The 14,014-nt window shown below is 66.1% G+C and carries 10 protein-coding genes; 5 read left to right on the top strand and 5 right to left on the bottom strand.

Translation table 11 applies throughout. The features are described from left to right. Positions 1 to 10: 10 nt before the first annotated feature. Positions 11 to 457, top strand: coding sequence for an NfeD family protein (locus tag ACT4OC_RS30090; RefSeq protein ID WP_444842703.1), 447 nt, complete (start codon positions 11 to 13; stop codon positions 455 to 457). On the opposite strand, the gene ACT4OC_RS30085 is transcribed toward ACT4OC_RS30090, so the two are convergent. After that, the gene (locus tag ACT4OC_RS30085) at positions 454 to 786 is read right to left on the bottom strand and encodes a winged helix-turn-helix transcriptional regulator (RefSeq protein ID WP_444842702.1); all 333 of its coding nucleotides are present in this window, start codon (positions 784 to 786) and stop codon (positions 454 to 456) included. The genes ACT4OC_RS30090 and ACT4OC_RS30085 overlap by 4 nt on opposite strands. 73 nt (positions 787 to 859) lie before the next feature. On the opposite strand from ACT4OC_RS30085, the gene ACT4OC_RS30080 reads away from it, so the two are divergent. Next, on the top strand, positions 860 to 1,399 hold the full coding sequence (locus ACT4OC_RS30080; protein WP_444842701.1) for a carboxymuconolactone decarboxylase family protein: 540 nt from the start codon (positions 860 to 862) through the stop codon (positions 1,397 to 1,399). A gap of 100 nt (positions 1,400 to 1,499) precedes the next feature. Here ACT4OC_RS30080 and ACT4OC_RS30075 read toward each other — a convergent pair whose 3' ends face one another. Further along, positions 1,500 to 2,495 carry a KpsF/GutQ family sugar-phosphate isomerase gene (locus ACT4OC_RS30075; RefSeq protein WP_444842700.1) on the bottom strand — a complete coding sequence of 332 codons (996 nt, stop codon included), beginning with the start codon at positions 2,493 to 2,495 and terminating at the stop codon, positions 1,500 to 1,502. Between the two features lie 155 nt (positions 2,496 to 2,650). Between ACT4OC_RS30075 and ACT4OC_RS30070 the strand changes: the two genes are divergently transcribed. Beyond that, positions 2,651 to 4,372: an outer membrane beta-barrel protein gene (locus ACT4OC_RS30070; RefSeq protein ID WP_444842699.1), complete on the top strand. Its 1,722-nt coding sequence runs from the start codon at positions 2,651 to 2,653 to the stop codon at positions 4,370 to 4,372. A 140-nt stretch (positions 4,373 to 4,512) separates the two neighbouring features. Here the strand turns inward: ACT4OC_RS30070 and ACT4OC_RS30065 are convergent, their stop codons facing one another. Together ACT4OC_RS30065 and gltB are read right to left on the bottom strand one after the other, a co-directional pair. Beyond that, positions 4,513 to 5,964, bottom strand: coding sequence for a glutamate synthase subunit beta (locus tag ACT4OC_RS30065; RefSeq protein ID WP_444842698.1), 1,452 nt, complete (start codon positions 5,962 to 5,964; stop codon positions 4,513 to 4,515). Positions 5,965 to 6,096: 132 nt separating this feature from the next. Continuing rightward, positions 6,097 to 10,824, bottom strand: coding sequence for a glutamate synthase large subunit (gene gltB / locus ACT4OC_RS30060; protein ID WP_444842697.1), 4,728 nt, complete (start codon positions 10,822 to 10,824; stop codon positions 6,097 to 6,099). A gap of 460 nt (positions 10,825 to 11,284) precedes the next feature. Between gltB and ACT4OC_RS30055 the strand changes: the two genes are divergently transcribed. Continuing rightward, positions 11,285 to 12,064, top strand: a complete 780-nt coding sequence (locus tag ACT4OC_RS30055) for a hypothetical protein (protein WP_444842696.1) — start codon at positions 11,285 to 11,287, stop codon at positions 12,062 to 12,064. Positions 12,065 to 12,237: 173 nt separating this feature from the next. Here the strand turns inward: ACT4OC_RS30055 and ACT4OC_RS30050 are convergent, their stop codons facing one another. Further along, positions 12,238 to 12,714: an Hsp20 family protein gene (locus ACT4OC_RS30050; RefSeq protein ID WP_444842695.1), complete on the bottom strand. Its 477-nt coding sequence runs from the start codon at positions 12,712 to 12,714 to the stop codon at positions 12,238 to 12,240. 221 nt (positions 12,715 to 12,935) lie between these two features. Here ACT4OC_RS30050 and ACT4OC_RS30045 point away from each other — a divergent pair, with 221 nt between their 5' ends. Then, on the top strand, positions 12,936 to 13,883 hold the full coding sequence (locus ACT4OC_RS30045; protein ID WP_444842694.1) for an alpha/beta hydrolase: 948 nt from the start codon (positions 12,936 to 12,938) through the stop codon (positions 13,881 to 13,883). Positions 13,884 to 14,014: the final 131 nt, after the last annotated feature.

The raw sequence follows: 14,014 nt of genomic DNA, 5'->3' as shown, positions 1-14,014 counted from the left end.
AGGTCATATCATGGCCCAGATGTTCACCACCCTCGGCAACTGGAACTGGCTGATCGTCGGCTTCATCCTGATGGCGCTGGAATTGCTCGCGCCGGGCGTCTTCTTGTTCTGGCTCGGGCTTGCCGCACTGCTGGTCGGGCTGGTGTCGTTTGTGATCAACCCGTCCTGGCAGGCCGAGCTCATCATGTTCTCGGTGTTCGCGGTCGCCGCGGTGCCGCTGTGGCGGCGCTTTGCGCTAAAGTCGGGCGCGGCGAGCCAGAGCAATCCGTTCCTCAACCGCCGCACCGATGCCTTGGTCGGCCGCGAGTTCACGCTGGAGAAGCCGATCGTCGACGGGGCAGGCACCGTGCGCATCGACGACACCATCTGGCGCGTCGCCGGCCCCGATGCGCCGGCCGGCAGCCGCGTCCGCGTGGTCCGCGCGGATGGCGCCAGTTTGACGGTGGCGATGGCCTAAGCTTCTTGGCGCCGGCTCCATCGCTCCGCGAAGCGATGGAGCGGCGCAAGGGTTTCGAACAGCTCCCTACCAAGCCTCGTGAGCCGATAGCCGTCGCCCGGCTCGAGCTCGACCAGTCCCGCCTCGCGCAGCTCCGACAGCCGCGCCTGCATGATGGTGGGCGAAGCCTCGTCGCAGGCCGTGCGCAGCGCGCGGGAGGTAAGCCGGCGGTCCTCGCGCAACTCCCAGATGATGCGCAGCGTCCAGCGCCGGCCCAGCAGGTCCAGCAGCGCCATGACCGGGCGGCCGGTGCGCGAGCCCCGGACGGCACTTTTTTTCATGGCAGGCATGATCCGCTTCCTTGCGTCATGCTACAGATATTGTAGCGTATTGCTACAGTAATTGTAGCAAGGAGAATTCGTCATGTCACGCATCGCGCCGCTGTCGCCGCCTTATGCACCTGAGATTCAGGAACAGTTCGACCGCATCATGCGCGGCGCACCGCCGCTGCTGCTGTTCCGCGTCATGGCGGGCCAGAAGCGCGCCTGGGACAAGTTCCGCGGCGGCAGCCTGCTGGATCGCGGCCCGCTCTCCTTGCGCGAGCGCGAGATCGTCATCAACCGCACCTGCGCGCTGAATGCTTGCGAGTACGAATGGGGCGTGCATGTCACGGCCTTTGCGCAGGCGGCGCATCTCAGCGAGGAGCAGGTCCGCGCCACCGTCCACGGCGGTCCCGACGCGCCGTGCTGGTCGGAAACCGAGAAAGCGATGTTGGCCGCAGTCGATGCGCTGCATCAGCGGTCGACGCTGAGCGAGGGGGAATTCGCTGCGCTGAGGGCGCATTACGATGAGGCGAAAATCCTGGAGATCATTCAGCTCTGCGGCTTCTATCGAACGGTCGCGTATCTCGCTAACGGCCTGGCACTGCCGCTGGAGCCGAACGCGGCGCGGTTTCCGCAGTAGCCGTCATTGCGAGCGAAGCGAAGCAATCCAGCTTTGCTACAACAAGAAAGCTGGATTGCTTCGTCGCTTCGCTCCTCGCAATGACGGGGAGGGAGTCGCCCTACGCCACGCCCGCGCGCAGCAGATCGTGCAGATGGATGATGCCGACCGGCCTGTCGGCGTCGGTGACGATCAGCGTGCTGATCTTGGACGACATCATCTTCAGTGCTTCGCCGGCGAGCGAATTGCTGGCGATGGTCTTCGGGTTCCTGGTCATGACCTCGTCGACCAGCGCGTCCATCAGGTCGGGACGCATGTTACGCCGCAGATCGCCGTCGGTGATGATGCCCGCGATGTTGCCGCGCGCATCGACGATGGCGACGCAGCCGAAGCCCTTGGCGGACATTTCGAGCACCGCTTCGGACATCTTTGTGCCCAGAGGCTTCAGCGGCACGGCCTCGCCGCTATGCATGAAGTCGCTGGTGTGCTTGAGCATCGCGCCGAGCTTGCCGCCGGGGTGGAAGCTGGCGAATTCCAGCGCCGTGAAGCCGCGGCCTTCCAGCAATGCGATGGCGAGCGCATCGCCGATCGCCGCCTGCATCAGCGTCGAGGTTGTCGGCGCCAGGTTGTGCGGACAGGCCTCGCGCACCTTCGGCAGCTCCAGCACGATCCGCGCGGCCGAGCCGAGCGAGGACTGTACGTTCGAGGTGACCGCGATCATCGGAATGGCGAAGCGCGCCGAATAATTGACGAGATTCTTCATTTCCGGCTGCTCGCCGGACCAGGACAGCGCCACGATCACGTCGTCCGCCGTGATCATGCCGAGGTCGCCATGGCTCGCTTCCGCGGCATGCACGAAGAAAGCGGGCGTGCCGGTCGAAGCCAGGGTGGCCGCGACCTTGCGGCCGATATGGCCGGACTTGCCGAGGCCGGTGACGATGACGCGGCCCTTGGCGTTCCGGATCAGATCGACGGCCTGCGCAAACGGCGCGCCCAGCGGGCCGCGCAGCGCGGCGGCGAGCGCGGCAATGCCGCTGCTGCCGGCATCGAGCGTGCGGAGCGCCGATTGCACGGCGTCGGGGGATGCGTCCTGCATCAGCGATTTCGGATTGGCCATGCCGGGTTCTTAGCACGGTTGCAGCGGGGAGGGCGACGCGCGGACCGACCCTCAACGGCCCATTAACCATAATTGTTTTAACTCCATTAACGACGTTTTCGCGGCCCTCGTGAGCGCGTCGGATAAATATATGATTTAGTTGGAGTATTTCCATCGTGGGGTCGGGTCCAGCAAGGGGCCGGAACAGGCGCGTGAATAGCTTTCGCGCGCTGTTGCCGTGCCTTGTCCTGACCGCGCTGTTGCCCGCCCTTGCGGACGCCCAGACGCTGACGCCGGACATGCTGCGCCCGGTGCGCGGCGGCTTTGTTTCGCTGGAAGATTCGCCGCTGCGCAAGATCGCGCCGGCGCGCGCCGAAGGCCTGCCCGAACCGTCGGGCGATCCCCGTCGCACGCCCGACAAGCCGGCGCCCTCGCGCATCGGCCAGCTCCCGACCTACGGCACGCCCGCCGCCAATGGCGCCGCTGACGTCGGTTACGACTCGCTGAACCGCAAGCGCAAGAAGCCGAAATATTATCCCGGCCAGGCGAGGCCGAAGCCGCCGGTCGGTCCCGGCAGCCAGCCGCCGCCGGTTGCGCCGGTCGTCTCTGGCCGCGTCCGCATCGCGCCGCCACCGTCCGAGTTCGCCAACAAGACGCCGCTGCCGCCGGCGATGGCCGGCACGGTCGCGGGCCAGCCGCTGCGCAAGCGCTTGAAGCTCGACGACGACCCGTTCGGCGCGGTCGGCGACTACGCCGGCAGCTTCCTGCTCAAGGGCGCCGTCGAGCTCTCGACGGGTTACGACACCAACCCCGGCCGCCTCGCCGCGCCGCAGGGCCGGCCGTTCTATGTCATCGCGCCCGAGTTCCTCGCGGTGTCGGACTGGGAGCGCCATGCGGTCGTCGCCGACCTGCGCGGCTCCTTCAACGGCTACGGCCAGAACCTCACGCCGAACGCCGACGGCACGCCGCTGTCCGCGCCGCTCGATATCGACCGGCCGGGCTTCACCGGCCATATCGACGGCCGCCTCGACGTGTCGCGCGATACGCGCCTGACCGGGCAGGGGCGCCTGCTCGTCGCGACCGACAACCCCGGCAGCCCCAACGTGCAGGCGGGCCTGGCGCGCTATCCGATCTACACCACCGTGGGAGCTACAGCCGGCTTCGACCAGAATTTCAACCGCCTCCAGGTCTCCGGCGGCGCCACGGTCGACCGCACCGACTATCAATGGTCGAAGCTGACCGACGGCACCAAGAGTAGCAACGACGACCGCAACTTCACCCAGTATGGCGGCATCGGCCGCGTTTCCTACGAGGTGATGCCGGGCCTGAAACCTTTCGGTGAGGTGCAGGCCGATAGGCGCGTGCACGATCTCTATCTCGACCGCAACGGCTACGCACGCAACTCTACCGGCGGCTACGTCAAGGCCGGCTCGTCGTTCGAGTTCTCGCGGCTCTTGACCGGCGAGATCGCGGTCGGCTGGGCCGAGCGCTCTTACGTCGATGCGCGCCTGCCCCGCCTGCAGGGCCTGCTCACCACGGCCTCGCTGGTGTGGACCGCGACGCCGCTGACCACGGCGAAATACTTCTCGGACACGCAGCTCGTCGAGACCACGCTGCCCGGCACCGCTGGCATCCTGGTGCGCACCCATACCTTCGAGGTCGGCCACGATTTCCGCCGCTGGCTGACCGGCATCGGCAAGTTCAGCTACGGCACGCTCGACTACCAGGGCAACATCCGCAAGGACCAGACCTACTCGGTCTCCGGCGATCTCATTTACAAGATGAACCGCAACATCTGGCTCAAGGGCACGCTACGCCGCGACTGGCTGGAGTCCAACGTGCCGGGGTCGAGCACGAATTCGACGGTGGTGATGCTGGGGGTCAGGGTGCAGAATTAACTTCTGCACCGGGGCGCTCTAAGACTCCAAATGTCATCCCCCGCGAAAGCGGGGGGATCCAGTACGCCGCGGCGGTGCGATTCCAGTCGAGGTCTCTGGAATACTGGGTCACCCGCCTTCGCGGGTGACGACAGCGGCGCCTACCGCGCCAGCTCCGTCTTCCCCATCAGGAACGTGTCGATCGAGCGGGCGCACAGCCGGCCCTCGCGGATCGCCCAGACCACCAGCGACTGGCCACGGCGCATGTCGCCGGCGGAGAACACCTTCGGCAGCGAGGTCTGGTAGTCGGCAAAATTGGCGCGGACGTTGCCGCGCTGGTCGAGGTCGACGCCGAGCGACTTCAACAGGCCCTCGTGCACGGGATGCACGAAACCCATGGCGAGCAGCACGAGGTCGGCGTCGAGCTCGAATTCGGAGCCGGGCAGCGGTTTGAACTTGTCGTCCACCTTGACGCAGTGCAGCTTCTTCACCTTGCCGTCCACGCCGGAGAACTTCTGCGTCAGCACGGCGAATTCGCGCGCAGCGCCTTCGGCCTGGCTGGAGGAGGTGCGCATCTTCAGGGGCCAGTTCGGCCAGGTGAGGGGCTTGTTCTCCTGCTCGGGCGGGGCCGGCATGATTTCGAGCTGCGTCACCGACTTCGCCCCTTGCCGGAACGAGGTGCCGATGCAGTCCGAGCCGGTGTCGCCGCCGCCGATCACGACGACACGCTTGCCGCCGGCCAGGATGTCGGACACGGCACCGAGCGGCTCGTTCGACACGCGGCGGTTCTGCTGCGGCAGGAAGTCCATCGCAAAGTGGATTCCCTGGAGGTCGCGGCCGGGGATCGCGAGGTCGCGGCCGGCTTCGGCGCCGCCGGTCAGCGCGACGGCGTCGAACTCATCGACCAGCTTCCTCGGATCGAGGCCGCCGCTGGCTCCGACAAAGGCACCGTAATGGAACGTCACGCCCTCGCCTTCCATCTGGGCGACGCGGCGGTCGATGATGTGCTTTTCCATCTTGAAGTCGGGAATGCCGTAGCGGAGCAGGCCGCCGGCCTTGGCATGCTTCTCGTAGACATGCACGTCATGGCCGGCGCGCGCGAGCTGCTGCGCGCAAGCCAGGCCCGCCGGGCCGGAGCCAATCACCGCGACCTTCTTGCCGGTCTTCTCGCTCGCGACTTCCGGCTTCACCCACCCGTTGTCCCAGGCGCGGTCGGCGATGGCGCATTCGATCGTCTTGATGGTGACCGGATTCTCGTCGATGTTGAGCGTGCAGGACGCCTCGCACGGCGCCGGGCAGACGCGGCCGGTGACCTCCGGGAAATTGTTGGTGGAGTGCAGGTTACGCGAGGCCTCTTCCCAGTTGTCTTGATAGACGAGGTCGTTGAAGTCGGGGATCTGGTTGTTGACCGGGCAGCCCGGCGTGCCCGGCGCCGCCGAACCGGTGCCGTGGCAATAGGGGATGCCGCAGTTCATGCAGCGCGCGGCCTGGTCGCGCGCGTCCTTCTCGCTGAGCGGAATCACGAACTCGTTATAGTGCTTCAGACGCTCGGCGACCGGCGTGTACTTGCGTTCGTTGCGGTCGATCTCGAGAAAACCAGTGATCTTGCCCATGTAGCCCTGACGCCCTTGCGTTCCGTTTCTGTCGTTCCGGGATGCGCCGCAGGCGCAGACCCGGAACCTCGATGTTGGTTTGCGAGATTCCGGGTTCGCGCTGCGCGCGCCCCGGAATGACGCGTTGAAGACTTACGCCCCGATCGCGATCTTCGGTTCGGCGTCGGCCTTCGCCTTCATCTCGCGCAGTGCGCGGCGGTATTCCACCGGCATCACCTTGCGGAACCTGGGCAGCCACGCCTTCCAGTCGCCGAGGATCTCGGCCGCGCGTTTGGAGCCCGTCAGCTTGGCGTGACGGGTGATCAGCACGTGCAGCCGCTCGACATCCGACTCGAGCAGGTTGGCGAACACGTCGACTCGGCCATGCGATTCCAGATCGCCGGCGTGGTTGTAGGTGCCGGCGTTGATCATCTCTTCCGACAGCACCGGCTGGAGCTCGACCATCGACAGATTGCACAGCTTCTCGAAGTCGCCGGCCTCGTCCAGCACATAGGCGATGCCACCGGACATGCCAGCCGCGAAGTTGCGCCCGGTCTTGCCGAGCACCACCACGATGCCGCCGGTCATGTATTCGCAGCAATGGTCGCCCGCGCCCTCGACGACCGCGACGGCGCCGGAGTTGCGCACGGCAAAACGCTCACCGGCGATGCCGCGGAAATAGCATTCGCCCTGGATCGCGCCGTACATCACGGTGTTGCCGACGATGATGCTCTCCTCCGGCACGATGCCGCCATTGCGCGGCGGCTTGACGATGATGCGGCCGCCCGACAGGCCCTTGCCGACATAGTCGTTGCCTTCGCCTTCGAGCTCGAAGGTGACGCCATGCGCCAGCCACGCGCCGAACGCCTGGCCCGCGGTGCCCTTGAAGCCGACATGGATGGTGTCGAGCGGCAGGCCGGCATGGCCGTAGATCTTCGCCACCGCGCCGGACAGCATCGCGCCCGCGCTGCGGTCGGTGTTGTTGATCTCCTCCTCGATCCTGACCGGCGCACCGCGGTCGAGCGCGGCCTTCGCCTTCTCGATCAGGCGGCGGTCGAGCACGGCCTCCAGATGGTGGTTCTGCGGCTCGGAGCGGTAGATCTTCTGGCCCTTCTCTTCCTTCTGGCGAACGAAGAGTTTGGAGAAGTCGAGGCCCTTGGCCTTCCAGTGCGCGACCAGGTTGGTCTGGTCGAGCATCTGGGTCTGGCCGACCATGTCGTTGAACTTCTTGTAGCCGAGAGCTGCCATGATCTCGCGCACTTCCTCGGCGACGAAGAAGAAGAAGTTGATGACGTGCTCGGGCTGGCCGGTGAAGCGCTTGCGCAGCACCGGGTCCTGCGTCGCCACGCCGACCGGGCAGGTGTTGAGATGGCACTTGCGCATCATGATGCAGCCGGCCGCGATCAAGGGCGCAGTGGCAAAGCCGAACTCGTCGGCCCCGAGCAGCGCGCCGATCACGACGTCCCGGCCGGTACGGAAGCCGCCGTCGACCTGCACCGAGATGCGGCTGCGCAGCCGCTCGCGCACCAGCGTCTGGTGGGTTTCGGCAAGGCCGATTTCCCATGGCGAGCCCGCATGCTTGATCGAGGTGAGGGGGGAGGCGCCGGTGCCGCCCTCGAAGCCCGCGATGGTGACATGGTCGGCACGCGCCTTGGCAACGCCGGCGGCGACCGTGCCGACGCCGACTTCCGAGACGAGCTTCACCGAGACGTCGCCGTCGGGATTGACGTTCTTCAGGTCGTAGATCAGCTGCGCGAGGTCTTCGATCGAGTAGATGTCGTGATGCGGCGGCGGCGAGATCAGGCCGACGCCGGGCGTCGAGTGGCGCACCCGCGCGATCGTCGCGTCGACCTTGTGGCCGGGCAACTGGCCGCCTTCGCCGGGCTTGGCGCCTTGCGCCATCTTGATCTGCATCATGTCGGAGTTGACGAGATACTCCGTCGTCACGCCGAAGCGGCCCGAGGCGACCTGCTTGATCGCCGAGCGCATGGAATCGCCGTTGGCCATCGGCTTGAAGCGGTCGGCTTCCTCGCCGCCTTCGCCGGTGTTGGACTTGCCGCCGATCCGGTTCATCGCGATGGCAAGCGTGGTGTGCGCCTCGCGGGAAATCGAGCCGAAACTCATCGCGCCCGTGGCGAACCGCTTGACGATCTCCTTGGCCGGCTCGACCTGGTCGAGCGGGACCGGCTTGCGCTTGTCCTCTTCCGCCGTCTTGATGCGGAACAGGCCGCGCAGCGTCACCAGCCGCTCGGACTGCTCGTTGAGGATCTTGGCAAAGGCGCGGTAGCGCTCCTGCGAATTGCCGCGCACGGCGTGTTGCAGGTTAGAGACGGACTCCGCCGTCCAGGCGTGATCCTCGCCGCGGCTGCGGAAGGCATATTCGCCGCCGACGTCGAGCGCGTTCTTGTAGACCTGCGCCTCGCCGAATGCGTCGCCGTGACGCCGCACGGTTTCCTCGGCGATCTCGTTCAGGCCCACGCCCTCGATGCGGGTGTGGGTGCCGGCGAAATACTTGACGATGAAGTCCGCCTTCAGGCCGACGGCGTCGAAGATCTGCGCGCCGCAATAGGACTGGTAGGTCGAGATGCCCATCTTGGACATCACCTTGAGCAGGCCCTTGCCGATCGACTTGATGTAGCGCTTGACGATTTCGTAGTCGTCGAGCGAGCCCGGCAGCTTCTCCTTCATCGCGATGATGGTTTCGAACGCCAGATAGGGATTGATCGCTTCCGCGCCGTAGCCGGCGAGGCAAGCGAAGTGGTGCACCTCGCGCGGCTCGCCGGATTCGACCACGATGCCCACCGACGTGCGCAGGCCCGTGCGGATCAAATGATGATGCACGGCCGCGCAGGCGAGCAGCGAGGGAATCGGAATCCGGTCGGTGCCCGTCATGCGGTCGGACAGGATGATGATGTTGACGCCCTCGCGCACCGCGCCTTCTGCGCGCCCGCAGAGCTCATCGAGCACCTGCTCCATGCCGGCGGCGCCGAAGCCGGCGTGGAAGGTGGTGTCGAGCGTGCGCGACTTGAAATGGCCGTCGCCGACTTCCGAGATCGAGCGGATCTTCTCGAGGTCCGCATCGGTCAGGATCGGCTGGCGCACTTCGAGGCGCTTGGTCGAGGCCATCCCCTGCAGGTCGAACAGGTTCGGCCGCGGCCCGATGATCGAGACGAGGCTCATCACGAGCTCCTCGCGGATCGGGTCGATCGGCGGGTTGGTGACCTGCGCGAAGTTCTGCTTGAAGTAGGTGAAGAGCTGCTTCGGCCGGTCCGACAGCGCCGAGATCGGCGTGTCGTTGCCCATCGAGCCCGTCGCCTCCTCGCCGGTGGAGGCCATCGGCGTCATCAGGATGGTGATGTCTTCCTGGGTGTAGCCGAACGCCTGCTGCCGATCGAGCAGCGGCAGGTTGGAGCGCACGCTCTTGTTCGGCGAATCCGGCAGTTCCTCCAGCACGATCTGGGTGCGGTGCAGCCAGTCGCTGTAGGGATGGCTCTTGGCGAGCTCCGCCTTGATCTCGTCGTCCGGAATGAGGCGGCCTTGCTCGAGATCGACGAGCAGCATCTTGCCGGGCTGCAGCCGCCACTTGGTGACGATCTGGTCCTCCGGAATCTTCAGAACGCCCATTTCGGACGCCATCACGATGCGGTCGTCGTTGGTGACGAGATAGCGCGCCGGGCGCAGCCCGTTGCGGTCGAGCGTCGCGCCGATCTGGCGGCCGTCGGTGAACGCGATCGCGGCCGGGCCGTCCCACGGCTCCATCAGCGCGGCATGATATTCGTAGAACGCGCGGCGCTGCTCATCCATCAGGGGATTGCCGGCCCACGCCTCCGGAATCATCATCATTACCGCATGCGGCAGCGAGTAGCCGCCCTGCACGAGGAATTCGAGCGCGTTGTCGAAGCAGGCGGTATCGCTTTGTCCTTCGTAGGAGATCGGCCACAGGCGGCTGATGTCCTTCCCGAACTTTTCGGAATGCACGGAAGCCTGGCGCGCCGCCATCCAGTTGACGTTGCCGCGCAGCGTGTTGATTTCGCCGTTATGGGCAATCATCCGGTAGGGATGCGCCAGCGACCAGGTCGGGAAGGTGTTGGTCGAGAAGCGCTGATGCACCAGCGCCAGCGCGCTTTCGAAATCCTTCTCATGCAGATCGGGATAGTACTTGCCGAGCTGGTCGGCCAGGAACATGCCCTTGTAGATCACGGTGCGGCAGGACATCGACACCGGATAATAGCCGGCGAGCCCGCGGTCACGGCGCTGGTAGATCGCCTGCGAGATCGACTTGCGCAGGATGTAGAGCCGGCGCTCGAAATCGTCGTCGGTCTTGCCGACGCCGTTGCGGCCGATGAACACCTGCATGTGATAGGGCTCGGTCGGCTTGACGGTGACGCCGAGCGAGGAATTGTCGGAAGGCACGTCGCGCCAGCCGAGCAGTTGAAAGCCTTCGTCGCGGATCTGGTCGGCGATGATGCTCTTGATCACCTTCCGCCACGCCGTCTCCTTCGGCATGAACAGCGCGCCGATGGCGTACTGGCCGGGCTCCGGCAGCTGAAAGCCGATCTCGGCGGCCTTGCGCTTGAAGAAGGCGTGCGGGATCTGCACCAGGATGCCTGCACCGTCGCCGGCGCGCGGGTCGGCGCCGACGGCGCCGCGATGCTCGAGGTTGCAGAGAATGGAGAGCGCGTCGGACACGATCTGGTGCGACCGCTTGCCCTTGATGTTGGCGATGAAGCCGACGCCGCAGGAATCCTTTTCGAGGCTGAGGTCGTAAAGGCCCTCGGCCGGCGGACGCCAGCTGTGCTCGCGCTCGACCGGTTTCGAATCCGGGACCGCCGACATCGCATCGTGGATGATGTCTTCGCGCTCGAATTCCGACCCGCTCATTTCCTCAGTCCTTCTCGATCCGGCTCGTCACGAACCTCGCCGTCATCGGCGCACCTTGGGCGTTGCGGTACCCATCGGGTCACCGCTCGTCCACCGCGAGCCGCAATGTCTTAAATTCAGACTGTCGCGTTCATCGTCCCCGGCGAACGCGTCTTGCCTGCACCTTATCGGCCTCCGAGGGGCCGATTTTTCGCTGCAATCCCCGTGCCGGGAACGCCGCACAATTGGGACAGGGATACTGCCCTAAATCACAACATGCCAAATTTTTCTCTATCACACAAGCGTGCGGAAGTCGCCCGTTGCATGGCAGATCCCAGCACCGCGATGGGGATTGGCCGAGGTCCCTCGATTCAGGCCTCTACCGCCGCGATCCTGCCCAAGGACCGCCGGAATCGCCGAAGAACCTGCGCTCCGGCTAGAGAGCGAATAACGCTCCGGGGCGTGACAGGAGCATTCGGCAATGAAGTTGTTCACAGGATGGGCGCTGGCGGCAGGGCTGGCGCTGAGCGCGACCGCAGCCAGCGCGCAGGTGCTGGGTCGGGTCTCGGATTTCAGCGGTCCCTACGTCGAGGGACCGTATCGGGGCGGGCCGCACTATGCACCGCCTCCGGCGGAGGTCGCACCGGCCCCGCCGCCGCGCTACGGCTATGGCGGTTATGGCCCCGGTTATGCGCCCGGCTACGCGCCGGCCGTGCTGGTGCCGCCGCATGAGGTTTACACCATCATCCGCGAGGCGGGCTTCTCGCCGCTCGGAATCCCGCGCCAGCGCGGCTTCATCTACACCATCGCGGTGATCGACCGCGGCGGCGAAGACGGTCGCTTGGTGATCGACGCCCGCTCGGGCCGTATCCTGCGCTTCCTGCCGGCCTGGCAGCACGGCGCGCCCTATGAGGGAGCTGCCTGGAACTCGTCCTACGGACCGCCCGGCCCGTTGCCGCCGGCGACCGGCCTCCGCAGCAGCGGGCGCCCGGCTCCGGCGCCGCATGTCGCCAGTCGCAGCGTGCCGGTGCCCAAGCCGAGCCCGCTGACCGGCAAGCACACCGCAGAGCCCGCGAAGCCTGCCGAGGCGGCTGTGGCAAAGCCGGCTCCGCAACCGTCAACGCAGCAGGCTGCCGTCGCGCCGGCAAAGCCGGCCGGCGCCGCACCGCCGACAACAGCCACGATCGGCCAGACCCAGGCCAGGCCGGCGCCGGCCATCCTGCCGACGCAGGAAATGCCGAAGGCGCAGGGGCTGGAGTGAAGGTGTCGTCGTTCCGGGGCGATGCGCAGCATCGAACCCCAATGCGCAATTGCGCATTGGGGTTCACGCTTCGCGTGCCCCGGAATGACGGCCTCAAACGACCAACACAAAAACGCCCCGGCTCCCCGGGGCGTTTTCGATTCAGCCAATATCTGCCGAAAGTCTTTGCGTCGTCAGGCCGCGACCTGGGCGGCCGTTCCGCCGATTACCTGCGGGGCCTTGTCGCCGCCGGCGATCGGAATGCTTCGCGGCTTCTTGGCCTCGGGGATCTCGCGGACGAGATCGACGTGGAGCAGGCCGTTCTCGAGCGAGGCGTGCTTCACCTGGACGAAGTCGGCGAGCTGGAAGACGCGTTCGAAGGCGCGCGAGGCGATGCCGCGATAGAGCACTTCGGATTTGTCCTTGCCGTTCTCGTTGGCGACCTTCTCGCCCTTGATCGTCAGCGTGTTTTCCTTCGCGACGATGGAGAGTTCGCTCTGCGCGAAACCGGACACGGCTACCGAGATGCGGTAGGCGTTCTCGCCGGTGCGCTCGATGTTGTACGGGGGATAACCGGGGCTGCCGTCCGAAGTCACCTGATCGAGCAGGTTGAAGAGGCGGTCGAAGCCGACGGTGGAACGGTAAAACGGGGTGAGGTCGTAGGTACGCATGGAATAGTCCTCCATTGAGCGACTGTTGCAATGTCCCGCCCGCCATCGGGCCGGGCCGTAGTCCGTGCAGCCTGATGTTTCGGGAACCCGAAGCACTGGTAGCGGCCTGCACGAAGGTGATATGGAGAGCGTTCCATGGCGTTCAAGAGGGCGGGAATGCCTCGCTTTGTGGCGCCAAACCCCTTGATTTTCAGCCTTTTCCACTTACCGCGGTTCAGCCAATGACGCTTGTCTCGATCCCTTCCAACCCGGTTCCGGAGGACGTCGTCTCAGGCACCATCAAGACCCCCGACGGCGCCGAGCTGCGCTTTGCGCGCTGGGCGCCGCCGGCCGGCCGCAAAGGCACGGTCTGCGTCTTCACCGGGCGCACCGAGCAGATCGAGAAGTATTTCGAGACGGTGCGCGACCTGCGCGAGCGCGGCTTTGCGGTCGCGATGATCGACTGGCGCGGGCAGGGGCATTCGTCGCGGCGGCTGCGCGATCCGCGCAAGGGCTACGTGCGCGACTTCGCCGATTTCGAGCTCGACGTCGAAACCTTCGTGCAGCAGGTGGTGCTGCCGGACTGTCCGCCGCCCTACTTTGCGCTGGCCCATTCGATGGGCGGCGCCGTCATGCTGCGGGTTGCGCACGCCGGAAAGCGCTGGTTCGACCGCATGGTGCTGTCCGCGCCGATGATCGACCTGCCGGGCAGGGCGGCGTCGCTGCCGGTGCGCATGCTGGTGAAGGCGCTGCGCTGGTCCGGGCAGGGCGGGCGCTACGTGCCGGGCGGCAGCGACCAGCTCACCGGCTCGGAATCGTTCGTCAACAATCCCCTGACCAGCGATCCCGTGCGCTATGCCCGCAACGCCGCGATCCTGGAGGAAGACCCGACGCTGGGGCTCGCCTCGCCGACCATCGCCTGGGCCGATGCCGCCTTCGCGGCGATGCATACCTTCCGCGGCATGAGCTACCCCTCCGAGATCCGTCAGCCCATTCTGATGCTGGCGGCGAGCAACGACACCATCGTCTCGACCGCGGCGATCGAGGAATTCGCCTATCACCTGCGCGCCGGCTCCCATCTCGTCATCGCCGGCGCCAAGCATGAGATCCTGCAGGAGCAGGACCGCTACCGCGCGCAGTTCTGGGCGGCGTTCGACGCCTTCGTGCCGGGCACGCCGCTGTTCAAGTGAGAAGTCGTAGCAACTATCAAGTTGGACGCGGATGAGCGCGCCCCGACCGGCTGCAGTGTGACGCCGCGCTTGCCGTCGTCAAGGAGTGGCCTGGAAGCCGCGGAGCCTGCGTTGAGCAATGCGCGACGGCC

Origin of the sequence: Bradyrhizobium sp. (genome assembly GCF_052389815.1) — a bacterium.
GTDB lineage: Bacteria > Pseudomonadota > Alphaproteobacteria > Rhizobiales > Xanthobacteraceae > Bradyrhizobium.
Note: the sequence above shows the minus strand (reverse complement) of the source record. Positions and strands in the feature narration are given on the sequence as shown.